At 61.9% G+C, this 23,983-nt stretch carries 24 protein-coding genes; 9 read left to right on the plus strand and 15 right to left on the minus strand.

Annotated elements, in window-relative coordinates; genetic code table 11:
• Window positions 1-302, plus strand: a 302-nt coding sequence (locus C0Z18_RS17585; RefSeq protein WP_233217362.1) for a hypothetical protein, incomplete at its 5' end; no start/stop codon positions are given.
• 366 nt (window positions 303-668) lie between these two features.
• Complete coding sequence (locus C0Z18_RS17590; RefSeq protein WP_102646712.1) at window positions 669-1,262, plus strand: hypothetical protein; 594 nt, start codon at window positions 669-671, stop codon at window positions 1,260-1,262.
• Between the two features lie 194 nt (window positions 1,263-1,456).
• On the opposite strand, the gene C0Z18_RS17595 is transcribed toward C0Z18_RS17590, so the two are convergent.
• From C0Z18_RS17595 to C0Z18_RS17615, 5 genes are all read right to left on the minus strand, one after another.
• Window positions 1,457-2,305: a hypothetical protein gene (locus C0Z18_RS17595; protein ID WP_146014035.1), complete on the minus strand. Its 849-nt coding sequence runs from the start codon at window positions 2,303-2,305 to the stop codon at window positions 1,457-1,459.
• Window positions 2,306-2,431: 126 nt separating this feature from the next.
• Window positions 2,432-7,363, minus strand: coding sequence for a C39 family peptidase (locus C0Z18_RS17600; protein ID WP_146014036.1), 4,932 nt, complete (start codon window positions 7,361-7,363; stop codon window positions 2,432-2,434).
• A 316-nt stretch (window positions 7,364-7,679) separates the two neighbouring features.
• On the minus strand, window positions 7,680-8,072 hold the full coding sequence (locus tag C0Z18_RS17605; protein ID WP_102646715.1) for a VOC family protein: 393 nt from the start codon (window positions 8,070-8,072) through the stop codon (window positions 7,680-7,682).
• Window positions 8,073-8,120: 48 nt separating this feature from the next.
• The gene (locus tag C0Z18_RS17610) at window positions 8,121-8,870 is read right to left on the minus strand and encodes a creatininase family protein (RefSeq protein WP_102646716.1); all 750 of its coding nucleotides are present in this window, start codon (window positions 8,868-8,870) and stop codon (window positions 8,121-8,123) included.
• Window positions 8,871-8,952: 82 nt separating this feature from the next.
• The gene (locus C0Z18_RS17615; RefSeq protein ID WP_102646717.1) at window positions 8,953-10,239 is read right to left on the minus strand and encodes an MFS transporter; all 1,287 of its coding nucleotides are present in this window, start codon (window positions 10,237-10,239) and stop codon (window positions 8,953-8,955) included.
• A gap of 164 nt (window positions 10,240-10,403) precedes the next feature.
• Between C0Z18_RS17615 and C0Z18_RS17620 the strand changes: the two genes are divergently transcribed.
• Both C0Z18_RS17620 and C0Z18_RS17625 read left to right on the plus strand, forming a co-directional pair.
• Window positions 10,404-11,345, plus strand: coding sequence for a LysR family transcriptional regulator (locus tag C0Z18_RS17620; protein WP_102646718.1), 942 nt, complete (start codon window positions 10,404-10,406; stop codon window positions 11,343-11,345).
• A 183-nt stretch (window positions 11,346-11,528) separates the two neighbouring features.
• Window positions 11,529-11,756 (plus strand): hypothetical protein, encoded by a 228-nt coding sequence (locus C0Z18_RS17625; RefSeq protein WP_102646719.1) that lies wholly within the window; start codon window positions 11,529-11,531, stop codon window positions 11,754-11,756.
• Window positions 11,757-11,816: 60 nt separating this feature from the next.
• On the opposite strand, the gene C0Z18_RS17630 is transcribed toward C0Z18_RS17625, so the two are convergent.
• Genes C0Z18_RS17630 through C0Z18_RS17645 form a run of 4 tightly spaced genes read right to left on the minus strand, consistent with a single transcriptional unit; the run spans window position 11,817 to window position 14,545 of the window.
• Entirely contained in the window at window positions 11,817-12,650 is an 834-nt protein-coding gene (locus C0Z18_RS17630) for a helix-turn-helix transcriptional regulator (RefSeq protein ID WP_102646720.1), read from the minus strand.
• A complete protein-coding gene (locus tag C0Z18_RS17635; protein WP_102646721.1) occupies window positions 12,647-13,369 on the minus strand; it encodes an NAD(P)H-dependent oxidoreductase in 723 nt (240 codons plus the stop codon). Before C0Z18_RS17635 ends, C0Z18_RS17630 begins: the two co-directional genes overlap by 4 nt.
• Window positions 13,362-14,081: an enoyl-CoA hydratase-related protein gene (locus C0Z18_RS17640; RefSeq protein WP_233217363.1), complete on the minus strand. Its 720-nt coding sequence runs from the start codon at window positions 14,079-14,081 to the stop codon at window positions 13,362-13,364. The genes C0Z18_RS17635 and C0Z18_RS17640 overlap by 8 nt, the downstream gene beginning before the upstream one ends.
• Window positions 14,082-14,092: 11 nt before the next feature.
• Entirely contained in the window at window positions 14,093-14,545 is a 453-nt protein-coding gene (locus tag C0Z18_RS17645) for a DUF2000 domain-containing protein (protein WP_102646723.1), read from the minus strand.
• 175 nt (window positions 14,546-14,720) lie between these two features.
• Between C0Z18_RS17645 and C0Z18_RS17650 the strand changes: the two genes are divergently transcribed.
• The 3 genes from C0Z18_RS17650 to C0Z18_RS17660 all read left to right on the plus strand — a co-directional run bounded on the left by C0Z18_RS17650 (window position 14,721) and on the right by C0Z18_RS17660 (window position 17,350).
• Window positions 14,721-15,539: a DUF1295 domain-containing protein gene (locus C0Z18_RS17650; RefSeq protein ID WP_102646724.1), complete on the plus strand. Its 819-nt coding sequence runs from the start codon at window positions 14,721-14,723 to the stop codon at window positions 15,537-15,539.
• Between the two features lie 102 nt (window positions 15,540-15,641).
• Window positions 15,642-16,742 carry an SAM-dependent methyltransferase gene (locus C0Z18_RS17655; RefSeq protein ID WP_102646725.1) on the plus strand — a complete coding sequence of 367 codons (1,101 nt, stop codon included), beginning with the start codon at window positions 15,642-15,644 and terminating at the stop codon, window positions 16,740-16,742.
• Between the two features lie 68 nt (window positions 16,743-16,810).
• Window positions 16,811-17,350, plus strand: coding sequence for a lipocalin family protein (locus tag C0Z18_RS17660; protein ID WP_102646726.1), 540 nt, complete (start codon window positions 16,811-16,813; stop codon window positions 17,348-17,350).
• Here the strand turns inward: C0Z18_RS17660 and C0Z18_RS17665 are convergent.
• Genes C0Z18_RS17665 through folE form a run of 5 tightly spaced genes read right to left on the minus strand, consistent with a single transcriptional unit; the run spans window position 17,347 to window position 22,075 of the window.
• On the minus strand, window positions 17,347-18,585 hold the full coding sequence (locus C0Z18_RS17665) for an SAM-dependent methyltransferase (protein ID WP_102646727.1): 1,239 nt from the start codon (window positions 18,583-18,585) through the stop codon (window positions 17,347-17,349). The genes C0Z18_RS17660 and C0Z18_RS17665 overlap by 4 nt on opposite strands.
• Window positions 18,582-19,424 (minus strand): DUF1365 domain-containing protein, encoded by an 843-nt coding sequence (locus C0Z18_RS17670; RefSeq protein WP_233217364.1) that lies wholly within the window; start codon window positions 19,422-19,424, stop codon window positions 18,582-18,584. The genes C0Z18_RS17665 and C0Z18_RS17670 overlap by 4 nt, the downstream gene beginning before the upstream one ends.
• Complete coding sequence (locus C0Z18_RS17675) at window positions 19,409-20,704, minus strand: NAD(P)/FAD-dependent oxidoreductase (protein ID WP_102646728.1); 1,296 nt, start codon at window positions 20,702-20,704, stop codon at window positions 19,409-19,411. The genes C0Z18_RS17670 and C0Z18_RS17675 overlap by 16 nt, the downstream gene beginning before the upstream one ends.
• A 49-nt stretch (window positions 20,705-20,753) precedes the next feature.
• Window positions 20,754-21,368 carry an RNA polymerase sigma factor gene (locus C0Z18_RS17680; RefSeq protein WP_102646729.1) on the minus strand — a complete coding sequence of 205 codons (615 nt, stop codon included), beginning with the start codon at window positions 21,366-21,368 and terminating at the stop codon, window positions 20,754-20,756.
• The gene (gene folE, locus C0Z18_RS17685) at window positions 21,365-22,075 is read right to left on the minus strand and encodes a GTP cyclohydrolase I (protein WP_102646835.1); all 711 of its coding nucleotides are present in this window, start codon (window positions 22,073-22,075) and stop codon (window positions 21,365-21,367) included. The genes C0Z18_RS17680 and folE overlap by 4 nt, the downstream gene beginning before the upstream one ends.
• A gap of 243 nt (window positions 22,076-22,318) precedes the next feature.
• Between folE and C0Z18_RS33785 the strand changes: the two genes are divergently transcribed.
• Together C0Z18_RS33785 and C0Z18_RS17695 are read left to right on the plus strand one after the other, a co-directional pair.
• A complete protein-coding gene (locus tag C0Z18_RS33785) occupies window positions 22,319-22,447 on the plus strand; it encodes a hypothetical protein (protein WP_269845319.1) in 129 nt (42 codons plus the stop codon).
• A complete protein-coding gene (locus C0Z18_RS17695; protein WP_102646731.1) occupies window positions 22,444-22,608 on the plus strand; it encodes a DUF2256 domain-containing protein in 165 nt (54 codons plus the stop codon). Before C0Z18_RS33785 ends, C0Z18_RS17695 begins: the two co-directional genes overlap by 4 nt.
• Before the next feature lie 94 nt (window positions 22,609-22,702).
• Here C0Z18_RS17695 and C0Z18_RS17700 read toward each other — a convergent pair whose 3' ends face one another.
• The gene (locus tag C0Z18_RS17700; protein ID WP_102646732.1) at window positions 22,703-23,722 is read right to left on the minus strand and encodes a MerR family transcriptional regulator; all 1,020 of its coding nucleotides are present in this window, start codon (window positions 23,720-23,722) and stop codon (window positions 22,703-22,705) included.
• Between the last annotated feature and the right edge of the window lie 261 nt (window positions 23,723-23,983).

Below are 23,983 nucleotides of genomic sequence, written 5' to 3' on the forward strand. Positions count from 1 at the left end.
GGCATGGTGCCGGGATGGGCGCCGGGATGGGCGCGGGCATGAGCGGCGCGAAAGGCAATTTCGGCGGTCTATCGGCAAGCCACATGAGCGCGGCGGGACTCAAGAACTCCAATAGCCCGATCTCGGGCGATCGGGACAAAGGCCTCGCTCGCGCAGCCGACCGTTCCGACACACAAGCCGATCGCACGGCCGATAACGACACATCGCGCGCGACCTCGCACCACGTAGGCACGCACACGAAGGCGAAGACACGGCATCACGCGCTGACGCCGAAAACCGAAACGCCCGCCGACGGGACGTAATCCAGATCGCGCTCGTTCAGCACGCGCATCCCACTCCGGTAGGGGGCGACGGTCGTCCCCTACCCCCTCTCTCGTAGAATTCATTCAAGGCCCGGGCGATTGGTCCCGAAGCTGAGTTCCCTGCCCGGTCCCGTACGAGCACGCCGCTTATCCCATGAAATCCCGCGGGTAACGGCAACCGTGCCTATCGCCTCATAGTTCCGCCTCCCGCGCTTACCTACGCTTGTCGTCACGGCAACACGCCCAACGAGCACGACGGCGTTGCCCACCCTTCGCCGCACCGCGACCTTCACGGTATCGGCGCGCTGCAACGGCGCAAGGGCTAGCCATGTTTCCACCGTCAATCAACGCGAGGAAGGGATCGCCATGGATACAAAACAAGCTTCTGTCGTTGCGGGCAACCTGATCGACATCATCAAGCGGGACTTCTATAACGGTGCCGCGTTCACTGCACTGGGCGGCTGCCTTGTCATCGGCGTCGTCAGGTTGGATACCAGCGGCGGGGCTATCAACGCGGTGCCCAATTCGACGCTGGGTATGGACGACCACGGGCACGTGATCATCGACGCAAACGCACGCTTACTTGCCCTCGACGACAACTCGGTCAAGTTCGCGCTCGCCCACGAATTGGGTCATGCCTTCAGCGGAAAGCTGGCGGCGGATCTCGGGTACAGCGGCAAAAGCGCGCTCACCGGAGCACGCACGGAAATCATTGCGGATTTGGGCGCCGCGTATCTGTTGAAGCAATGCGGCGTGGGTTGGGACGACATTTGCGACACGGCGAATCGCGGGGTCGCGGCTGGGATTTTCAATGCGGGCTGGTCCGGCGATCACCCGCCCGGCGCCAAGCGGGCCGAGTGCGTGAAAACTCTCGCGGATTTGATGAAAGCGGGGCATAGCTTCAAAGACGCCATGAACGCGCTGTTGCTCAGCCTCGAAGGGTATGGGCCCGGCCATTGATGCTCGTTGCAATGCAACCTTGGCCATCCTGGTCAATTCATCGATCGACTCGTCGCGAGATCGGATGGCTCAAGGCTATTACGCGTTCAACCGGCACACGGTAGAGCTAGTGCCGGGTTGATTCGGCGATGGGCCGCTTAGCGGATCGGCTCGGGCGTGCCGGCGGCTCCGGCACGCCGCCGATCCGAGACGGCTTATTCAGCCTTCGCGCTGTCAGGCTTTTGTACCGTATCAGCCTTCTGAGCCGTCTGCACCGTTTGCCCGGGCTGCGGCGGTGTTGCCGCTCGAGCCGTTTTCGCTGAGACACCAAGACTCGCCAGCAAATCCGCCTTGAAATCAGGCACCAACGCCATCGCCGCCTCGTCCACGCCTTGGATGGCATGGGGCAGGTCAGAGTTCAGCTCAAGGTACGTCGCATAGCGATAGGAATCGGAGCTGCCGCTATTGAAACGCAACTGGTCGCTAAAGATCCGGTCGAGCGTGTCGCCCTTGTAAAGGGTGATGTACGCGCCGACGTCGCGCGTGTACAGAGAGAACGTACCCGAAGCGTAGTAACCGTCGGAATTTTGAACGACCATGATCGCGTCGGCGCCCTCATAGATGGGTCCCTTCAGCATCTGCGTTCCATCGCGCCGCACAGTCACTCTCGGCATGTCCGCACCTGACAGCTCGATTTCTTTTACGTCGTATCCCGCGTCTTTGAGTTCGGCTTCGAGCGCGTCGACGAACTTCCGGTTGAGCCCGGTGTCGCCCAATTTTTCGGTGACCGTGTCATTGAACGAGGAATGGCTTTTTCCAGCAGTAACGGTGTTCAACGCAGCCGTCGCCAGGATCGTGCCCAGCACGCCGCCGGCCATGATCACGCCCCCGCCGCTCGATGCGCTGACCGCGTGGTAGTAGGTCTTCGTGGGCGCCACTACCGCAATCGATTTGACGGCCGACATTTTCGCCGAATTGTAGGTAGCCCTGGGCGGCGTCGTCGTACATGCAGTCACGAACGCCGCGCAAGCGGCAACAGTTACGAGCTTATTCAGCGATTTCAATTTCGAGGCTCCGGTCTACTTTTTAATGATTGTGGGACCCACTCGATATCGGCCGTCGATCCCAACTCTTTAGGGTTGGGATCGACGATTTGAACGTATTATTTTGCGACTCGCCGTCCGGCGTGCCTAAGTCAGTATGAGCAAACGCAAAAGCCTTTTGAGCCCCGAAGTGCGGCCCGCCCATCTAGCGCGCAAGCCCTTCATCAATAACGAGAGCCATTTGTCCGTCTTCGCGAGCGCGCGCACCTGTGCGAAGGCCTTGGAGAGCGGCGCGATGCGACCCGAGTCGATGGCGTGCCCATAGCCGAGGACCAGATCCAGCGACGCGCGGTGCAACGGGCGCAATTGCGTCGGCCGCAGCAGCGCCAAGTATCGGCGCAGCGCATCTAGGTCGTCCGCCAACGCGGCATCGGCCGCCAAAAATATCAGCGCTTGCGGGCCCGTCGGCATTTTTGCATGCGAAGCCAAAGCAACTTCGTGCGCCGCGTCGAGCATGTCCAGCTCTCGCATGGCCAGCGAAAGATTGTCCAATGCCCACGAGGGGGCGTCGTCGCGGCGCCAATCGTGAAGCCACTCGACCGCCCTCGCATATTGGCCGCACGTAACGAGTGCATAACTCGCCTGTGCCCAACCGCGCAGGTTGGCGCGCAGCGCCTGCGAATAGCGCTCGACGACGATCCACACCAGCCCGCCACGTCCTTCCCGAGCGGCGCATCGAACGAGCGCGATTTTGAAGTGATCGTTCGGATCGGATTCGCCATCCATATAGGGCGACAGGTTATCGGTTTCCTCCGGATTCGACAGGTCGATCTCCTTCTCGATCCAATGGGAGATCGCCGCTTCGCCGGCCCGGCCTGCCTCGAACGCAGTTCGGATCGCGTCGAGCAGCTTGCGCTTGCCCTCGCCTTTTTTGAGCCGCTTCGCCGCTTCGGCGAACAAATCCGACTGCTCGATCGGCACCCGCACGATTTCGGCCAGCGCCTCGTCGAGGGTCGACAGATTTTCGGAGGCGAGCGCATACCGAATCTCGCGCAGCGCGACAGGTGCGCCGGGGAAACGCGCGCGCAATACGCGCAGTACCGGTTCGGCTTCCCGCCAATCGGTATCGAGCAACAGATCCGTCAATGCGAAAGGCGCGAAGGCATAATCGGCGTCGAGCTCCATCGCCGTGCGCAGACTTTGTATGGCCAGTTCCGTTTCGCCCTTCTTCCGATACGCGTGTCCCATATGGCCGTGTGCGATCGCCAAGCCCGGCGCCAAGCGGACCAGTTCACGCGCGGCCGCCATATAGTCGTCCACCTGCGGCGTCGCGTTCAGCCAGTCCACGAGCTCCTGCCACAAGGAAGAATCGGCGCTCTCTTGCTGAAGCAAGGCGCGCATGCTCGCAATCGCTTCGGCGCTCTGCCCGCTTTGCCATAGGATGCGCGGACGATACCGGCGAATGGAGGTAGGGGTATGCGCACCCCATGGCGCGTCCTCGACCGCCTTCATCGCCTCATCGAATGCACGGTGGCGAAGCAGCGCATCCAAGCGCGCGATGTAGACCGTTTGATTCATCGGCTCGATCTGCGCGGCGCGATCGAGTTCCGATAGCGCGTCAGCGAGAGAACGCGCCGTTTCCGCCAGCCGGATTCGGCTTTCGATATCGTAGGGATGCCTCTCGAGTACCTGCTGCGCAACGCGCCGAATCCTATCGGGCTCACACCGCGCCCGCGCATAAGCACCTTGCAGCCGCCACGCTTGCGCGTGCCTGGGCCATTGCAGCAAAGCCGACTCGATCGTCGCGAGCGCCCGTTCGCGCTCGTTCATCTGCCATAGAACCCTCGCGCGCAGCGCCTGGCAGTCGGCGCTTTCGTCGCTGCGCGAAAGCGGCGAGTCGAGCAATGCCAGCGCCGATTCGAGCAGCGCTGGATCGTTCAGCGCCAGGTCGACGTACAGTTGGATCGCCATGCTCCAAGCGGGGCTCAATTGCAGCGTCCGCCGCACGGCGTCGAGCGCATCGTCCGACCTGCCCTGAATCGCCGCCACGCGCGCGCGCTCGTAGTGAAGCCGAGGCGTGAGCGAAAACCGTTCGAGCGCTTCGTCGATCAGCTGCCGTCCCGCCTCGAGCTTGCCCGTGTCGATCAGTTGCAGCACTAGCGCGAGCCAAGTCTGCCATAGCTCCGGCCGCTCGTCGCGCAACGCGCGAAGCCGCGATTCGAGTTCATCGGGCGAGTACGCGAACTTCGCCACGGTTTGGAATAGCAGCGGCGCATCGCCTCGCACTACCTGCTCTCGGAGCTGAGCTTCGATGTACTCGAGCGCCTCGAGCCGCCCCTCGTGAGACGTGCAACTGCGCACCAGCATGTTGAACGCGTAGGCCTGCTCGATCGAGCAGCGCAGAGCATCACGGCATCGCGCCTGTCCGGCCTCGATTTCGTTCGCCGCGAAATGAAGGCTCGCCAAGACGCTATGCGTGCTTGCGTCCTGCGGCGCCTGTTCGAGCGAGCGATTCGCCGCATCCCAAGCCTCGGGCAAACGCTGCTGCCTGCATAGATTGTCGGCCAATTCGCGCCACATATAGGCGTTGCGCTCGTTGAGCGACAGCACGTGCCGCAGAACCGTCTCGCGCTCTTGCAACGCATCGGCGGGCAGCGATCGCAGCAAGAGCGCGTGCATGCCGATCAACGTTCGATGTTTCGCGCAAACGTCGCGCAGGTAGTCGAGCGCAGCGGATCGCCCCTCGCGTTGCGACAGAATATCGACCGCCAGCGTTTGCAAATCGACGCGCACCGGCTCCTGCTCGCAGGCTCGAGCGATCGAGAACCACGCATCGCCCAGGCGCCCCTCGTGCCGTGCGAACAAGGCTTCGACGCGCAGACGATCGGCATGCCGGACTCGCCCCGCCGCTTCGCTCAACGCAGCATGCGCCTTCTCGAGCGCACCGTATTGCAAGTACTTTTGCGCGCAAAACAGGCGCAAGACATCATCCTCGGGCCGACGCAAACGCGCTTGCTCGATGAGTTCGAACGCTTCCGGCGCACGCTCCAGCAACTCGAGCTCTTTGAAACAGGTCATGGCGGGCGCGCTGGACTTCCCGCCTAGGCGCGCCTCGCGCCGGCGGAGCCACTCGATCGCGCGCCCCGATTCACCCAACAAACGACAGGCAGCGCTATAAGCGGCCGCCATATCCTCGGTCGTTTCGCCAAGACAAGAGGCGATCCGATAATGCTCGAGTGCCTCGCGCCGCTCGCCCGACTGCCACAGCACGTCGGCCATCGCGCGCCAGTTCGGCGCGTCCACGGGATTGACGCGCAGTGCGAACGTAAGGTGCGTTTCCGCGCGCTTCGATTCGCGTACATCGTCGAGGCAGACGAAAGCAAGTTGCGCGCGTAACGCGAAGTCGTACGGATAACGGCGCACCGCATGCTCGCAGACTTTCAGCATCTCGGGACGCGTCGCCGCCTGCCCCATCGCTTGCTGCAGTTGCCACAAGAGTTCCGGCCGCTCGCCGAATTGCTCGACGAGCCGCTGCGTGAGCGCCACCGACTGCGCCCCATCGCCGTCGTAGGCGGCGAGGCTGCGCAAGCTCCACAACGTCAACCAATGATCGGGGTCCGTCTGTTGTTGGCGCTGGGCAACCTCGTTCGCCGCATCTCGATCGTGCTGATCGAGCGCAGCCACCACCGCGTAGTGGTCGTTCCATCGATCGGCGTCGGGCAATGCGATGCCTTCCAAACGATGCACTTGGCCGGGCGGGAGAACAACCATCCCTCTCGGCCCATTGGCACGCAGCGACTCGAACAACTCATTCGCGGAAAATTCGGCGTGCACACGATGGGTGGGGTCACGAATCAACAGCGTTCGACGCGCTTCGTCATAGCCGACGACCGCCTGCGTGTGCCCCGAGTTCGTGAAGCGAGTGGTGAGCGCAAACGGCAAACCGGCGTCGACAAGGCGCGTCGCGACCTCCCAATTCACCGTGAATTCCTTGGCCACGAAGCCGTTGCGTTCCGCCCAGGCCCGCTCGCTCGAGGTCGGCGTGCCGTTATAGCAAATTTGCTCGGCGATCTCGACGTGCTCCGCTTCACGCCCCCAGTAATGGCTCAATGCGGCCAACGTGGCGGGCGAACAGGTCATGTGATGCTGGCGCACGAACTCCACGTCGAGCAACACGCGCCGCGGCCGCGCTGCGGCGCCGCGGATGATCGGCTCGAGCCGCTCGGCAATGCCCACGTGGAAGGGATCGCCTAGCTTCTTGCAAAGCGGGATCGCTTCCTCGAAGCGCCCTCTGGCCAGCAGATTCGTCGCGCTCTGCTGGTCGAGCCAGCGGCGCCGCTGAGTATCCGCGAGGGGCGAGAATTCGCGTGCACGCTGCAAGGCGCGCGCGGCATCGTCGAATCTGCTCTGCTCCGTCAAAAATCCCGCGAGCTGCATTTCGACGTCGGCGCTGCGCATGCGCAGCGATGCCTGCTCGAGCAATCCAATCGCTTCTTCGTCTCGAGCTTTCAGCGACAAGAAATGCGCGAGCGCTTGGACCGCGGCTCGATAGTCCGCTGCGAGCGACATTGCCTCGCGCGCCACGTCGATCGCTTCGTCATAGCGGTCCAGGCCCGCCAACCCGTAGGCTTGCTGGACGCGAATCCATGGGTCGTCGGGAACGAGCGAGCGCGCCTGGGCGAACAATCGTTCGGCCGTGTCGGCGTCGCGCAATGCCACCGCCATACTCGCGCGCAATGCATGCCAGTCGGCCGCGCAATCGGCCGGCGCATCCTCCGGAAACCGAATGGACTTGGCCCATTGCCACGCGCGATAGAGGCCTCGCCGCTCGCTGAATCCCCGCAGGTAAGCAACCATCGCCTCAGGGTGATGGGGGTGCGCACGCCACACCAGGAGGTCGATCGCCTTCGCGCGGCGGTCGTTGCCGAGGTGCCGAATGACGCGTGAACGCAGCGTTTGGGCCTCGACGCGCGTTTCGCCCGCCAAGGCGTCCAGCAAAGGAAGCGCGCTGTAGCTGTTGCCGCTGTCCGCTAGTCGTTTGACTTCGTCGAATACGTCGGGCGTTAGGACCGCGCTCATGTCGCCGCTCCCGTTGTACGCGAAGCTGGCGTTGTCATGCAACCCAGAATGCTTTGCGGTAACGCCGGTCCTGGGCGTTTGCTCGTATGCCAGTCTTGGCGATGCGTTTCGAACACGCGGCAATCAGACACCGTATCCCCCGTCTTTCCTCGTTTTTATCGGTTTGCGCGGATCGGACGGATGAAGACAGGACACCGGGGCCCTCGCCGCCGCTTTATATGCCGTCTTTTCCGCCCAGCGACCGAATTAACGGCTTTTGCGCGAAAGACTTTAGGGGATTTTAAGCCGCCAATGCGAACCCACTCGTACAGCGAAATCAGCCCGGCTGCCGATAGACAGCGCAAAGCTTATTCCCATCGGGGTCGCGCAAATAGGCGAGGAAGAGCCCGTTCGCCGCCGAACCGCGCCAGCCCGGCGGCTCCTCCGCCGATTGCCCAGCGTTCGCGACGCCCGCCGCGTGCCATCGCTCGACTTCATCGGTCGATCGGCATGCAAAGCCGATCGTGCCGCCGTTCGCGTGGCAAGCGCTCTGCCCGTCGATCGGCTCGGTCACGAAGAAAACGCCGGTGCTCGTCCGATACACATAGCGCCGGTGCGTGCCCTTATCGTCCATGCGGCCTTCCCCTACTCCGAGCGCCCCCAGCGCGGCATCGTAAAACCGCTTCGCTCGCTCGAGGTCGTTCGTTCCCACCACTACATGACTAAACATCGTTCGATCACTCCTTAAAAAATGACGTTGAACCCCGCATCGCGAGGGCTAATGCGGCACGCTCTCGCGACTGAATGCATCCAGCTCGCGAACGAGACTTCGCGCCGCCAATTCCACTAACGCGCCGCCTTTTTCCCTCGATGCCTGCGCCGGATCGGAGCCCATCCGCCCATCGGCGAAACGAGCGCGAAAGTCGAGCGCTTCGCGGATCGGACCCGTCGGCGCGATGCGCGGGGAATAGCTTGCCGACTTGATGGCGTCGGGAAACGCCCATTGCGTAATGGCGATTTCCGATGGAGTCGCGTGCGAGCCGTGTCCCTCCGGGAACTGCTCGCGCGCCAACTCGGCGACACCTTCGAGGTCCCACCAGTTGCAAAGCTTCAAGGCGAATCCCAACCGCCGCTTCGCGAAACTAGCCTCGGCGTAGATTTCGGAGAACGCTGCTTCGATCGATGCAATATTGCCGCCATGGCCGTTCAAGAACAGGATCTTCTCGAACCCATGAACCGCCAGCGAGCGGACCCAGTCGCCTATCGCGGCGATGAACGTCGAGGGACGCAGCGAAATCGTGCCGGCGAAGCCCAGGTGATGCTGGGCCATGCCGATGTTGAAGGTCGGCGCGACCAGGATGTCGTCGCTCTTGTGCGCTTCGCGCGCGATGATCTCGGGACACAGCCAATCGGTACCGAGCAGACCGGTCGGGCCGTGCTGTTCGTTGGATCCGATCGGGACGACGATCGAGCGGCTGCGTTGCAGGTACTGATCGATTTCCGCCCACGTAGAAAGATGTAAAAGCATTTGAGGTCCTCGGTTTGACTCCACGCACGCCTCATGCGCGGCACGTTGAGTGAATGGAAGCTGCCGGCTGTCCGGCCGACCGCTATTGCGTCGGCAGTCTATTGGAAAAGAGCAACACAGCGCCGCAACATGCCACAGCGGCGACGATCAGTATGCCAACATGAAGACTGCCCGTTGACGTCTTGGCCCATCCGATGATGGCGGGTCCCCAGAATCCGCCCGACAAACCGATCGTATTGATCAGCGCGATTCCGCCCGCGGCCGCATCGCCTTTGATGTACTGAGCGGGAATGGCCCAGAAGACCGTATAAGCCATCCACAACATCGTCGTCACGAGCGTCAGTAAGACGAGCGACGCGACCAAATGACCGTCGACAAAAACGAACAACGACAGCACCAGTGCGGCAAGCGCCGCGGGCACCGAGCTGTGATAACGCCTTTCACCGCGGCTATCTGATCGACGGCCGATGGCGACCATGCCGACCGCCGCCCCGACGTACGGAATGGCCGCGTACCAGCCCAGCACGAGCGTATCGCCGACGCCTTGCGATTTCACGATGGTGGGCAACCAAAAGCTCAAGGCATAGATCGACGCGATGATGCAGAAATACGCGCCAGCCAGCACATAGACCTTCGGATTGCGCAGGACAGCCTTGAACGAATGCCCCGTGTCCGAAGCAGGCGTTGCGAGTTCTGTCTCGATCAAGCGTTTTTCTTCATCGCTGAGCCAGCGGGCTTGCGCGGGCCTATCGGACAACATGAAAAGCGTAAGAATGCCCAGTACGACGCAAGGCGCGCCTTCCGCAAGGAACATCCACTGCCATCCGGCAAGACCGGCCTTGCCGGCGAGCGCGGTCATCAGCCAGGCCGAGACCGGCCCGCCGACGATCCCCCCGATCGGGCCCGCCAGAAAAACGATCGCAATGGCCCTTGCCATGCGCGACGGACCATACCAGCGCGACAGGTAAAAGATCATGCCGGGTGCAAAGCCCGCTTCGAAGATACCGAGTAGAAAGCGCATGCCGTAAAACATCTGCACGTTACGCACGAACAGCATGCAGGCGGACGTGACGCCCCACAGGACGAGGATGCGGCTGAACGTCTTCCTGGCACCGATCCTGGGCAACATCAAATTACTGGGAAGCTCGAAGAGCACATAGCCCACGAAGAAAATGCCCGCCCCCACGCCATACGCGGCATCCGAGAAATGAAGGTCGCTTTGCATCTGCAGCTTTGCGAAGCCCACATTAACGCGGTCCATGTACGCAAACAAATAGCAGATCAATAGAAACGGGAGAATCCGCCAATTGAGTTTGTCGTAGAGCGCGGGAGCGTCGCTCCCGGCGATTGCCGTCTGAATGGATGCCATGCTCGTCTCCTGGTCCGATCTTCTGTTCAACGATTCGTGCGTGAATGTTGGAGATCGCAGGCCGAACGAGCAAGAGCAACTAAGTTCACATTGCGTTGCCCAGCGGGCAACGGCTACGATAGCGCACGGCCCTTCATGCGGCCGGCCCTTCGGAGACGCGCGACATGCGTGAAATCAATCAGCAACGCCTGCGCTATTTTTATGAGGTTTTGACGCACGGCACGATCAGGGGCGCGGCGGACCACCTCAATACTTCCCCATCGGTGATCACTCGGCAGATCAAGTTGTTGGAAGACGAATTGGGCGCGATGCTGTTCGAGCGGCAGGCCCGCGGCGTGACGCCCACCGAGGCCGCCGCGCATTTATTGGAGTTTTGGCGGGGATATCGCTCGCATCAAGAGAAATTCGAGGACCAGCTGCATGCTTTGAAGGGCCTACGGCAAGGACACGTTCAACTGGCTATCAGCGAAGGCTATGCCGATGCCCTCGTGGACGAAGTTCTGACGCCCTTCTGCGCTCGATACCCCGAATTGAGCATCGGCGTACAGAGCCTCGGAGTGGACGATATTCTCAATGAAGTGGCTGAAAGCCGCGCGCATATCGGCCTGGCTTACAACCCGCCACCCCATGAACGCGTGGAATATCGTGCAACATCCTCTCAACCCGTCGTTCTTTTGGTTCGCTCCGGGCATCCGCTGGCGGCTAAAGGACAAGCGGCAACGGTCCAAGATCTGCTGAAATATCCGCTGGCCACGATGCCGCCCACGTTCGGCATCGGGCATGCCGTGAAGATGCTCGAGTTCGCGGAGAACCTCGAGCTGCGTTCCTCGCTCAGCACCAATTCGCTGACAGCACTCAAGCGGATCGTCGCATCGAGCAATTTCGTCACACTCATCGGCGAATTTGCGGCGTACCGCGAAATCGCATCGGGCGAACTGGCTATCGTGCCGATCGATCATCCGTTGTGTCGCGCAACCAAGGCACGGCTGCTCGTCAAAACCAACCGCCCGCTCGTAGCGGCCGCGCAAGAATTGCTCGACTGGATCTTGAGCCGTATGAGCATGTTTGCCGGCGCGAATGGCCAGAAGCAGCGCGGCGACTCGTAGGTCCATTCCCGGAAATCTAGCCGTTACGCTCGCTTCCCGTAGGTTTTTTCCTACAAAGACGCGTGGAAATAGACGCATTCAATTCGTCATATTTTGTTGACCATGGTCAATTTCCGCTTTGCTGCAACCGCACATCATTTTCGTCGGAGCGTTATCCGACACTGGTGTGAGGGAATCATTCGTATGGACTCTTATCGTGAACTCGAACGTGAACTGCGACACATCAAAGCGGCCATTTCCATGCTCGAGACGACGAAGATCTATCTCGCTCCTCCCACCATCGTTGCCGAGCCCGCGTATTGGAGAGCGCGGCTCGAGACCATCCTCGACGGACGGCCAGGCAACGCCAACATTGAAAAGCAGGTGCTCCAATTGATTGCGCGGACGAATCGACTCGGCGCGCCCGAATGACGAACGACCGGTAACGGCACGGCCGACGACTACAGAGCGCGGGCCCGATCCTCGCGCCGATCATTGAAACGCGGCTTGATACAACTTCGGCGTCACGCCGGTTTGCTGTTTGAACACCCGAGTGAAGTGCGACTGATCGGCGAAGCCGGCTCGCGCGCCGACCTCGGCGAGGCTCGTCCCCTCGCGCAGGAGCTGCATCGCCACGCGGACACGCTCCTGCTGCATGAACGCGTGCGGACTCAATCCCGTCTCGCGGACGAAGGCGCGCAACAGCACGAACGGCGTCACTGCGTATTCGTTTGCCAGCGTCGACAAGGTGGGCCGCGCATGCAGATCTTCCAGCAAACGGCCCTTGACAGCCCCCACTAGCGCAGGCTCCCTGCGGACAGCCGGTAAGCTGCCGGCGGAATTCGCATGTCGCGCATGCAGGTTCAACACCGCGCAAGCCAAAGCTTCGCTGCGTTTGAATCGATCGTCATCCACCTCGGAACACCAATTGACACCGTAAAGGTTTCGCGCCAGATCGGCGTCCACGATGAACGGGCTCTTCGGATCGAATCGCTCGCGCCGCTCGATGCCGAGGGCGTCGCAGTACGACGCCAGCGCATGCGGCTGCACGTGCTCGACGCGCATCTTCCAACGTCCCTCACCGGCCGCGGCCCCGGAATGGACCAGACCCGCGTCGATGACGATGACGTCGCCGCGCCGGCACACACGTCGTTGGCCCTTGACCTCGACGCTCACCGCGCCGCCGGTCACAACGGCGAGACAGTGGGTATCGTGCGCATGCGGCGGATACCGGTGCCCGAGAAACTCTCCCTTGAGCATGACCGCATCCATGACGTCCGGGGCGCGCCACAGCTTGATAGAACGAGTCGAGGTTGCGACTTTCATGATGAGACTGACTTCGCAATCGGCCGAAAAACATCATCGTAGCTTTCTAGTTGGGGCATCGATAGACTCGGCTGGTGATCGAGGCTCGTCACGTATTCCAGCCAACGCATCAAGGTGTCCTCTCGCTGATCGCTCGAACAGTAGGGAATGTGCCAGGCGAAGAACGGTTCCAACACTTCGTACCCGACATAGCCCAACGTGCCCTGCAAAAGATGGCGCAACATGCCGCAGGCCAACTCCCCATGAATTCCCTGCGCGCCGAACATGTGCTCGCGCGCCCCCAAACTTACACCAATCGCGGCCCGCTTGCCCGCCATACCGCCGCGGCCGTATATGCGCTTGCCTCCGTACATCGCTCCGGAGAGGAAGCACCGGTCGATCCACCCTTTGATCAGCGCCGGCACCGAGAACCAATAAAGCGGAAAAATCATCAAGAGCGTATCGCTCGCTAACAACGCTTCCACTTCCCGCCGTATATCGGGTGCCAGCGAGTCGTGCCGAAAGGCATGGCGCTGTTCTAGCGCATAAACAAGGTAATCGCCGCTGACTCGATCATCGAAGTCGCTAGCGCGAACCACCGGGTCGAAGTCCAGCGCATAGAGATCCGAAAAGGTCACATCGTCGCCACGCCCCTTCAGCACGCGCAAAGCTTCGTGTGCCATGGACGTACAGAAAGAGCGTGGCTCCGGATGGGCGTGGACGACGTGAATTTTAGCCATGAGATATCGGTTTCCGGTTCATGGTTGGAATGAGCGCGTTCAAATACGAGAGTTCCCCGTCGATGGCATCCCGCGAATTCAGGGTTGCGCCTTCGAGTAACAATCGACGCGTGGCCACGAGAGCGCTCAATGGTTTTGCCGCCAAACCGGCCGCGTACTCGTTCGCAACTGAAAGCACGTCCGCATCTGGCCGCAAGCACGAGACCAAACCGAGCCGAAACGCTTCCTCGGATGAAATCGTGCGGCCGCTCATCAACCAATCGCGTGCGGCCAGGTCTCCAACCCTACGCGCGAGGAGCGAAGTCGCACCGGCTTCCGGAACGATCCCGAGGTCCGTGAAGGGAAAGCGAAACGTCGCGCTCTCCCCTGCGACAATCCAATCGGCATGCAACAACATAGTGGCGCCGAATCCGACAGCGGGCCCACACACAGCGGCAATCAGTGGCTTGGACAGATTCAGCAATGCATCGATGCAACGTACGACCACGCCGTCTGCCGGCTGCGGCCATAAGGCCTCGAACCGCGCGATATCGTGCCCAGAGCAGAAACAATCCGTACTCCCATGCAGCAAAACGCAATGTATTCGCGGATCCTCTTGCGCAAGCGATAGCGCATTCGCCAGTCCGTCGAACAATATCTCGTCCAGCGCATTGCGTTTGGTCGGGCGATCGATGCCGATGGACCAAACCCGGCCATCGAGCGCCGCAGTCATGCCGGCTTCCATCACGCAAACAGCGAAAAACCGCCGACGAGCTTGCCGACCTTCTTCTTGCCGCCCACGATGCCGACCGCCAGGTATCGAAGGGAATCGCCGGGGACGACCCGCACTGCCTCCAAGAACGCCCCGTAGTCGGTGGTCGCTTGGCCTTGTACCGGGAAATCGACGACGTCGCAATGCCCCAAGGATTTCCGGCGCAATTCGATCAGTTCTGTGTCCGTCGCTTTGAGCACCGGAATGCCGATGGGGATCAGACCAGGGTGCTCCGCCCCCTCTTTGTCGAGCAGTTGCGCCCCGACCAAGTGACTGTGACGTTGCCCCAATGTAAAGGCGATCACCGCCGCGGCATTCGACGCCTTGCCGGGCGATAGCGCCGCGTCGACGACGATCACGCAACGCTGCGGCTCCGGAGCCGCTGAAACATCGCTCGATGGGGATACTTCGGTCTGCAAGAACACGGCTCCTCTCCTGAAATAGCGCTCGCTGAAATGAATGCTAGAGCCGCGTCCGACAAAAGTATTGGACGATTTTGCAGCGGCGGCGCCCCAACCACAGATCCAGTTTCGGAACCCGCACGTATATATCTAGGCGTGGTCATCGCTTCTTTCACCGAAACTTGATGACGAACCCCCTATGAAAACAGCGTTACAGCACAGCAATCCTTATTTTTCACCCGGCCCGGGCTGGCTCGTCGCGAGCACTCTGGCGTTCCTCGTCATCGTATTCACCGTGGCGTGGTGGCGCCAACTTCATACGCGCAACGCCGGGATGATTGACCCGGTGTGGGCCGCGTCCCTCGGCTGCGTCGCGCTCATGTACGCATTGTTTGCTTCGGGCGACGCGTCGACCCGTTGGACGATCGGATTAGGCGGATCGATTTGGGCGTTCCGGCTCGGCGCCCACCTATGGCGCCGCAACGCAGGCAAGCCCGAAGACGCTCGCTATAGAAAGTTGCGGGAAACGTGGGGGATGAAAGCGAACAGTCGCATGTTTTGGCTGTTTCAACTTCAGGTCGCCGTTTCCATGATTCTCTCGCTCGAATTTGCGATCCCGGCCTACCGCCTCGACCGCCCCGCGGCACCGCTGCTCGCGGCCGCCTGCACGGTATGGATCGTTTCAGTTGCCGGAGAAGCGCTTGCCGATCGTCAGCTTGCACGATTCGCCGCAGCGCCGGCCAATCGCGGTGAGGTCTGCGAGGTCGGGCTGTGGCGCTACTCGCGCCACCCGAACTACTTTTTCGAATGCCTGCACTGGCTGGCCTACGCGTTGCTCTCGCCAGGTATCCCCTTCGCATGGTTGACGCTGATTCCTCCGCTGCTCATGGCATGGCTCTTAACGAAAGTGTCGGGCCTGCCCATGCTCGAACAGCATCTTGCCGCCACACGGCCAGGCTATGCCTCGTATATGCGCCGTACCAGTGCATTGGTGCCTTGGCCGCCACGACGAGACTAAACGGCACGCCCCGATATCGAGCCATCGCATCGGCGCGATGACCGCGGCTTCATCGCTGAACCCTTAAACCACGACCGCCCCTACGAACGGGGAACCTCGAAGATGTCACAGACCACTACGAACTTGGCGGCATCGCTTCCGAGCGAAGACCCATCGAACGACTTTCTCACCCGTGCCTGCGAAAACGGCTGGTTTCCCGATTGGCTAGTACGCGCCGGCATGCGCAAGTTGATGGCACAACGGTTGGTGGACGAAGGTCATCGCGACGGTGAGTTTTGCGCATCGCGCCTCGCCTCGCTGATCGATGAACTGAGCGCGAGCCCGATCGCAATCGAAACCGACGCCGCCAACGCCCAGCATTACGAACTCCCGCCTTCATTCTTTGCCGCGCATCTTGGCCCGCATCTCAAGTACTCATGCTGTCTCTACGCCGACAGCGGGACCACGCTTGCGCAGGCCGAGGAGGCCATGCTCGCGCTGTACGAGCGACGCGCGGCACTGGCCGACGGACAACGCATCCTCGATCTCGGTTGCGGATGGGGGTCGCTCTCGCTTTGGCTCGCCGCTCGATATCCGAGCGCGGAAATCGTAGCGCTCTCCAACTCTCATGGGCAGCGAGCGTTCATTGAAACGCAGGCTGCCATCCGCAAGCTGGGAAACCTTAGGGTGCTCAACGGAAATGTCGCAAACTTCAGTGCCGATCCACTCGTCGATGGCGGGCGGTTCGACCGCATCGTCTCGATCGAAATGTTCGAGCATATGAAAAACTACAGGGCGTTGCTCGCGCGTATCGCCGGCTGGTTGGAGCCCGACGGAAAGCTTTTCGTGCACCATTTTGCCCATCGCACGCTCGCTTATCACTTCGAGGTCCACGACCGAAGCGACTGGATGTCGAAGTACTTTTTTACCGGTGGAACCATGCCCTCCGAATCGCTGCTGCTCCACTTCCAGGACGACCTGACCGTCAAACGCCACTGGTGGCTGAACGGCACGCACTACGAACGCACGGCAAACGACTGGCTCGCGCGGCTCGACGCGGCAAGGTCGCAGATCATGCCGGTATTGAAGGAGACGTATGGTGCCGTCGATGCGTCGCGCTGGTTCCAACGCTGGCGCATGTTCTACATGGCCGTGGCGGAATTGTTCGGCTTCGCGCAAGGCAACGAATGGGGCGTAGCGCACTACTTACTGGAGAAGCGCTAACCGTGGCCTTCGCAAACCTTCCGTTGCCGAGAGCCGCCGGCATACTGGCGTGCCTAGCATTGTTGGCCATGCCGGCCTGCACTCAGCCGCCGCCCAATCCGAACCCGCGAGCGAATGTGCCGCTTCAGACCGTTCCGGTCGATCTGCCGCGCTACATGGGTCGCTGGTACATCATCGCCAACATTCCCTATTTCGCCGAGCGCGGTTACGTCGGCAGCTACGCTCAATGGTCTCTGCGCCCGGACGGCCAAATCGACGACCGCTTTGCCGGCCACAAGAAGCGCTTCGACGCTCCGCTGACCGAGTACCATTTCGTCGACAAAGTGGTTTCGGGAAGCGGCAACGGCGAATGGCGCGTCCGCTTGTTCTGGCCGATCTACGTGACTCAATTAACGGTTTACGTCGATCCGGACTACCGCTACACGATCCTCGGTTACCCGGATAAGAGTTTGGGATGGATCTTTTCTCGTTCGCCGGACGTAAGCGACGAGGTCTATCGGTCCCTACTCGTTCGGATGGAAGCGATGGGCTACGACACGTCGCGCGTACGCCGCGTGCCTCAGTTGCCATCGCAGTTGGGCAAGCCGGGCTTCGTGTCGCCCGGCTAGCATCGCCAAGTGAGTTGAGCACCGCGATCGTCCGGCGCCAGTTCGAAATGCATCACGTCCGTACGCCCTTCGATAAAGCCCGCCTCGCAATAGGCGAGATAAAGCCGCCACGTGCGAATGAAAATCTCGTCGAAGCCCTGCGCCCGTATAGCGGTTAAATTCGCCTCGAAGTTTTCTCGCCAGCCACGCAACGTGCGGGCGTAGTCGGCGCCGAACGCCAGCGATCGGTGCGCGCGTAGCCCTGCCCCGCGCGCATGCGATATGAAGCGTTCCGCCGAGGGCAACATTCCGCCTGGGAAAATATATTCGCGGATAAAGTCGCTCGACGCACGATACGCGGAGAAGCGTGTCTCGTCGATGGTGATGGTCTGCACGAGCGCACGCGCGCCATCGGATAAACACCGCCGTACGACCGTGAACCATTCGCGCCAGAACGCCTCGCCCACCGCCTCGAACATCTCGATGGACACCACTGCGTCGTAACGCCCAAGGATGTCGCGGTAATCGCGCAACTCGAGGTTGATGAGATCCGTGAGCCCCTCTCGATGCACTCGGGTTCGAGCGTACTCGAGTTGCTCGATCGAAAGCGTGACGCCATCGACATGAATGCCGAGCCGTGCGGCATGCAGCGCAAATCCGCCCCACCCGCACCCGATCTCGAGCACACGCATGCCGGGGCGCAACCGAAGCTGGTCCACGATACGCTGGTACTTGGCGCTTTGAGCCGCCTCGAGCGAGCGGCGCGCGTCGCCTTCGAAGAGCGCACTCGAGTACGTGAACCCAGGGTCCAACCACAATCCATAGAACGCATTGCCGAGATCGTAGTGCGCGTGCACGTTGTGCCGGCTGCCCACCTTCGTGTTGCGATTCATCCAGTGACGCAAGCGATACCACGCGCGAGCCAGCAACCCGCCGACGACCGGTCGCGGCATCGCGTTCTCGTTCAATATCGCCAAACGCAACAGCGCCACTAGATCCTGCGAGTCGAGCCAACCCTCCCGGTAGGCCCGGGCGAACCCGATATCCCCGGCGCGGAGCATCAATGCGCACGCGCGCCAGTCGAGCAAGGCGAGTTGGGCGCCAGGCTGAGCGTGCGCTTGACCGAACAATCGCTGGCCGCCATCCGGCGTATGCACGACCAGGTGTCCAATGCGTAGGCGTTCGAGGAGCGCGAGAAACATCCTGGCCGATGGCGGGATGCCCGGCTGACCCACGCATGTCTGAAATGGCTTCATCGTTGTACCTGCTTTTGCGAAGAGGAAACGGCTTGCAATGAGGCGTCGCCGCGCGAACGCGGCGCCGGTGGATGCTTGCCGTAAAAGGGCACGCCCTTGAGCCATAAGCGCAGGGCTTGCCAATGGATACGTGCAACGACGGCGAGCGTGATCCACGGTTGCCGCGCAACCGCGCGTACCGCGCTCCACGCAGTGAGCGGGGTGTTGCGCAGTGCAATTGAAGTGCGAATCGAAAGCCCTTCGGTATCGAAGTAGTCGATCGCGATGGAGGCCGCGCCTCGCGTTTCCCGCACGCGAAAAACGTATTGGCCTTCAACTCGGCAGAACGGAGAAACATGAAGCGCCTTCGCGCAAACGAGCGGCGTGCCGTCACCGATAGGCGCATCGCCTTCGGCGCGAAGCAGGTAGCGATGCCGCGCGCCGAATGTATTGCGCACTTCCGCAAGCAGCGCGCGCAAGTTGCCGTCGCGGTCGTCGCAAAGCCAAAAGCTCACGGGATTGAATGCGTAGCCGAACACGCGCGGAAAGGTCTGCAACCAGACGCGGCCGTCGCTGGGGAGCCCGGCACGCTCAAGCTGATCGCGTATCCATGCGAGGAGATCGCTGCCGTCGCACGGACCGTAGTCGCGCGGGTCGATACCGAGTAGCCGCCATCTGCCGATACCGAACCACCAGGCCCTTCTCGTTGCCAGGCGACTCAGATCGACACGGACGCAAAACACCGGGTAGACGAAACGGTTGCGCACCGGGCGGACCCGCTCGTGCATCACGCGGCCCAGCATTAAGCGATCCGACGCGTCGCGGCACGCCGAACCCGTCGCGCTCATATCTGCGCCCATGCCGGCTGAACGCCGAACGCCGCCGCTATGCGCAGAGCCGATTTCAAACCGTCCTCGTGAAAGCCATAGCCCGTCCACGCCCCGGCAAACCAGGTATTGCGCCGCCCCTGGATCTCGGGCAGCCGCCGCTGCGCCGCGACGGCGGCGTGGTCGAGTAACGGATGGTCGTAGACCATGCGCGCCAATTCCAGTTCGGGCCTCGGCTCGACGAGCGCGTTCAACGTGACGAGAACCGGACGCGCGAACGGCAGCGGCTGCAGCTTATTGATCAAATAACTGACGCATACCGGCGCATCGCCCTGCCCTTCACGCGCGGCCACATAGTTCCATGCCGACCAAACGCGTTTGCGCCGCGGCAGCAGCGCCGTATCGGTATGCAAGACGGCAACGTTCGGCTGAAAGCGCACGGCACCCAGCAAGCTGCGCTCCATCGCATCGGCATCGTCGAGCAATTTCAGACTCACGGGTGCATGCGTGGCCATGACGACGTGATCGAAGCGCGCCGCATCTCCGGCAACGAATAGATCGATACCGTCGGCTCCTCGCCGAATCCGCTCGACCCGCGCACGGGTACGCACGCAACTGATGCCCGCGGCCAAACGCCGGACGTATTCGCGACCACCTCCGCGAACGGTTCGCCAGCGTGGACGATTGTTGACCTGCAGCAGAGCGTGGTTGATGCAAAAGCGTAAAAACGTAGCGGCCGGAAACCGCAACACATCGGCCGTTGCGCACGACCAAATCGCAGCCGCCATGGGCAGCAGGTAGTGGTTGCGGAACGACTCTCCATAGCGGCCTTCGTGCAGCAAATCCCCCACGCAGTAGCCAATCTTCGTGGCCTCTTGGAGATAGCGGTCCGCCAAACGGTTGAAGCGAACGATGTCGCGCAGCATACCGAGAAAGCTTGGAGAAAGCGCATTGCGCCGCTGAGCGAACAACGTGTTCAAATTGGTTCCGGCCCATTCGAGCCGGCCACCGCCGAGCGATACCGAAAACGACATGTCGCTCTCGTGCGCATCGACCTTCAATTCGTCGAATAGCGCGATCAGGTTCGGATACGTTCGTTCGTTGAACACCAAAAACCCGGTGTCGACAGGATGCTTCACGCCGTCCAATTCGACATCGACGGTATTCGTATGTCCGCCCAGTTTCTCGCCGGCTTCGAATAGCGTGACGTCATAGCGACGCGACAGCAGCCAGGCGGCCGCGAGGCCCGATATACCGGCGCCGACTACGGCGATTTTGCTTCCGGGCCGGTGAGCGGGTGCGATCTCGATCATTCGAAAGCTCTTGGATGGGCGTGAATACGTGAAGCAGTCCGCGGTCGCGTCAAGCCACCGGGGCTTCGATCAGCCGTTTTAGATTGACGAGGCCCAGCCTGATGCGGGCCTTGACCGTACCGAGCGGCATTCCGAGCATGCCCGCGACCTGTGCGTGCGAGCATTCGCGAAGGTAGGCGAGACTGATCGTTTGTCTCTGCGCCGGCGCGAGTCGAGCTAGGCACGTGAGCGCTCGCTTGACGTCCAATGCGATCGCAACGTCCGAGCGATCGTCCAAATCGTCGCCGAGCTCCCAAGCCAACTCGGTTTCGCGCTCGACGCTTGCATGGCGGCGCAATTGGTCGAGCGCTTGGTTACGTACGACACTGAGCATCCACGTGAGCGCCGACGCGCGAGCCGGGTCATAGGTGCCGGCGAAACCCCAGATCTTGACGTAGCTCTCCTGCAGGACTTCTTCGGTCCATTCGCGGCGCCGCAGGATCTTCGATGCGACGTGCGACAGTAACGGCTGCGTCTCCCGATATAACGCGGCAAAGGCAGCGACGTCGTGCCGAGCCACCCGGCTCAACAGTTCCGCGAGCATCGACGCCCGCTGCGTGACGCTCACCGGCTCACGATCGGATCGGCCATCGAGGCCTTCGGTCCCCACTGGCTGCACCTTCATACCGCACCGTGCCCACGCCCCGGCAACAACGTCATGAACTCGCGCCGCAACGCGGGATCGCTCAGAAACGACCCGCGCATGACGCTCGTGACCATCTTCGCGTCGCTCTCTTTGATGCCGCGCCAGTGCATACAGAAGTGATCGGCCTCCATCACGACCGCGAGACCATCGGGTTCGATCCTCCTCTCGAGCAGATCGGCGATTTGCTTCGCCGCCTCCTCTTGAATCTGAGGACGGCTCATTACCCAATTCACGAGCCTGCCGTATTTGGACAGGCCGATAAGATTCGACGACGCATTGGGCATCACCCCAATCCAGATACGGCCAACGATTGGGCACAAGTGATGCGAGCAGGCGCTCCTGACCGACAGCGGGCCGACGATGTTCAGCTCGTTGAGGCGCTCCACGTTCGGGAATTCCGTCACGCGCGGCGGCTGCTCGTAACGTCCCGCGAACACTTCGCGCACGAACATCTTCGCGACGCGCTCGGCTGTCTCGCGCGTGTTGTGGTCGTTCTCGACGTCGATCACCAACGCTTGCAGCACACCGTGAAGCTGCGCTTCGACTTCCTTTTGAAGCAGATCGAGTTCGCCTTCGCGCAGAAAGTCGGCAATGTTGTCGTTGGCGTGAAATCGCACACCCGCGCGAATCAACCGGCGACGGATGCGATGAGAAACCGCCGTCGCGCCGGGCAACCACGCCGCCATCGCCGGGCTGGCCGCACTCGCCGCACTCGCTGGCCCCACAGCCGCATCCGCGTGGTCCGGCGACGGTGCGCATTGCTCGATCACTGATTCCATGCACGTTTCTCCGGGTGAGGGCTGCCACCGCCCAAATTTGACGACATTGTAACGCTTTTTCGTTTCATGTAAAGTATTATGAGCTACTATATCGTTTCATTAAAGCAAGCACAGGCAAAAACGATCGCCTCCGACTCACGCAACCGTTGCATGAAACGCTATAGTGTTACGACTCGCACGACGCAGAACGCGAACGATGCCGACTGGCACGCCGAGCGATCGATCACGGGCGCCGGCGTGGACAAGTCGGCATCCAGCGAAGAGGACACCGTCCAATGAATGAGTCGGGAGGAGACAGGAGCAACAAGCAGCCGCTCTGTAAGCGCTTCGCCGCGTGCGGGCGCGCGATGATTTGGCGATATGCGTGGGCCAAGAATTGGGCCGACGTTCGGCACTGTTCAGGCCGGTGCAGGCGCCGTAGATCGAGGACGCGGCGGTAACCGCGACGTCCGCTCATGCTCGGCGATCGCAAGGGACCGCCGACACGGCGCATTCGGATCGGTGCGGCGTCGGCTCTCGCCGGCGCCCTTTCTCTCACTCCGGCGCGTGAGCGCCCAACACGCGCATCAACGCGGATTCGAGCATGGCTCTAGCGTGGTTCGTGACATCGCCCAGGTGCCGATGCAACGCGGCATCATCGACCGATCGCGACATGCAATCGTTGCTGTAACGCTCGAACGCATCGAGACGCATGATCAGTTCGCCGAGGTGCTGGGGGCACTCGCACTGAACGATCGCCGAGCGCGACATGACGCGCTCCAACTCCACGTCGTCGAAGCGGCGAGGCATGCGCGCGCCGATGACTTCCGCGCTCACCGCCTCCAAAGCCGCACCGCCCGCCAGCAAGTCCGCCGCGAGTTGGCGGCTCTCCACGGCGGTAAGCGGCGCCCGGTATAGCCGCACCCCCGCCAAACGCAACGTCTCGGTAGGCTCGGCATTGCCGAAGGCGTAGGACACTGCCGCAACCCGTGCACGCAGGCGACCTCGCATCTCGAGCACCTGCGCCGCCACATCGCGCGTCAATGCAAGCACGTCGACCACCAGCGCATCGACCGCCTCGCCCCTGTCGGCCGCGGCGCCCGCCTCGCTTAGACTGGCCAGCCCGAGCAAGTCGATGTGTTCGGCGTGCCCCGATTGCGCAACCGGAAGCGCGAGCCACCGCTGCACCGCGGCGCCCACGGCAGCGATCCGGACGACTCGCCCGGTACCGGCATCCTTCGCTCGCGGCGCCGGGGCGACGGTTTCCGTACGCACCTGCAGTAGCGACTCGAGTTGCTCGCGCGGCAGACGCGCGATCGAGCCGATCGCATGGCCCTGCCTGACCAGCGCCTTGAGCAGGACCAGCCGGCGCACGTCTTCTTCCGAGTACAGCCGCTGACCCGCCTCGCTCTTCATGGGACTGATGACGTCGTAGCGCCGCTCCCACATGCGCAGCGTGGTGGGCGGCATCTTGGCCCGCCGCGCAGCCTCGCCACTTCGATAGCGATGCTCGTCGCTCTCCTGCACCTGTGGACCTCGCGGCTCGACTGCCGCACTGGCGGCCTTCTTCTTCATGCGCTTCCTCTTGTCAGTCGGTTTGACGCGAATAGCGAAACGATGTTGTGACGCTTTTCTGATTCACTGTAAGCTCAATCGTACTATAGCAGCGCCCGCTGGGCACCCGCTTTCCGCCAGCGAACGCGCGAACCGAGCCGCGACGAAGCGACGCCCCTGGCGCTTCGCGCCGAAGCATCACGCCGAACCCGGCACGATATCGTTTCACCGGCGCGCCATCGAACGACGCGTACCGGTAAACCTTGTACACTTTCGTTTCAT

The organism is Trinickia dabaoshanensis (assembly GCF_002879885.1).
GTDB lineage: Bacteria > Pseudomonadota > Gammaproteobacteria > Burkholderiales > Burkholderiaceae > Trinickia > Trinickia dabaoshanensis.

Bases quoted from the DNA above. Each gene is read 5' to 3' on its own strand.
- C0Z18_RS17590 (WP_102646712.1), top strand. From the start codon at position 669: ATGGATACAAAACAAGCTTCTGTCGTTGCGGGCAACCTGATCGACATC.
- C0Z18_RS17600 (WP_146014036.1), bottom strand. From the start codon at position 7,363: ATGAGCGCGGTCCTAACGCCCGACGTATTCGACGAAGTCAAACGACTA.
- C0Z18_RS17605 (WP_102646715.1), bottom strand. From the start codon at position 8,072: ATGTTTAGTCATGTAGTGGTGGGAACGAACGACCTCGAGCGAGCGAAG.
- C0Z18_RS17610 (WP_102646716.1), bottom strand. From the start codon at position 8,870: ATGCTTTTACATCTTTCTACGTGGGCGGAAATCGATCAGTACCTGCAA.
- C0Z18_RS17615 (WP_102646717.1), bottom strand. From the start codon at position 10,239: ATGGCATCCATTCAGACGGCAATCGCCGGGAGCGACGCTCCCGCGCTC.
- C0Z18_RS17620 (WP_102646718.1), top strand. From the start codon at position 10,404: ATGCGTGAAATCAATCAGCAACGCCTGCGCTATTTTTATGAGGTTTTG.
- C0Z18_RS17625 (WP_102646719.1), top strand. From the start codon at position 11,529: ATGGACTCTTATCGTGAACTCGAACGTGAACTGCGACACATCAAAGCG.
- C0Z18_RS17630 (WP_102646720.1), bottom strand. From the start codon at position 12,650: ATGAAAGTCGCAACCTCGACTCGTTCTATCAAGCTGTGGCGCGCCCCG.
- C0Z18_RS17635 (WP_102646721.1), bottom strand. From the start codon at position 13,369: ATGGCTAAAATTCACGTCGTCCACGCCCATCCGGAGCCACGCTCTTTC.
- C0Z18_RS17640 (WP_233217363.1), bottom strand. From the start codon at position 14,081: ATGACTGCGGCGCTCGATGGCCGGGTTTGGTCCATCGGCATCGATCGC.
- C0Z18_RS17650 (WP_102646724.1), top strand. From the start codon at position 14,721: ATGAAAACAGCGTTACAGCACAGCAATCCTTATTTTTCACCCGGCCCG.
- C0Z18_RS17655 (WP_102646725.1), top strand. From the start codon at position 15,642: ATGTCACAGACCACTACGAACTTGGCGGCATCGCTTCCGAGCGAAGAC.
- C0Z18_RS17660 (WP_102646726.1), top strand. From the start codon at position 16,811: ATGCCGGCCTGCACTCAGCCGCCGCCCAATCCGAACCCGCGAGCGAAT.
- C0Z18_RS17665 (WP_102646727.1), bottom strand. From the start codon at position 18,585: ATGAAGCCATTTCAGACATGCGTGGGTCAGCCGGGCATCCCGCCATCG.
- C0Z18_RS17670 (WP_233217364.1), bottom strand. From the start codon at position 19,424: ATGGGCGCAGATATGAGCGCGACGGGTTCGGCGTGCCGCGACGCGTCG.
- C0Z18_RS17675 (WP_102646728.1), bottom strand. From the start codon at position 20,704: ATGATCGAGATCGCACCCGCTCACCGGCCCGGAAGCAAAATCGCCGTA.
- C0Z18_RS17680 (WP_102646729.1), bottom strand. From the start codon at position 21,368: ATGAAGGTGCAGCCAGTGGGGACCGAAGGCCTCGATGGCCGATCCGAT.
- folE (WP_102646835.1), bottom strand. From the start codon at position 22,075: ATGGCGGCGTGGTTGCCCGGCGCGACGGCGGTTTCTCATCGCATCCGT.
- C0Z18_RS33785 (WP_269845319.1), top strand. From the start codon at position 22,319: ATGAAACGCTATAGTGTTACGACTCGCACGACGCAGAACGCGAACGAT.
- C0Z18_RS17695 (WP_102646731.1), top strand. From the start codon at position 22,444: ATGAATGAGTCGGGAGGAGACAGGAGCAACAAGCAGCCGCTCTGTAAG.
- C0Z18_RS17700 (WP_102646732.1), bottom strand. From the start codon at position 23,722: ATGAAGAAGAAGGCCGCCAGTGCGGCAGTCGAGCCGCGAGGTCCACAG.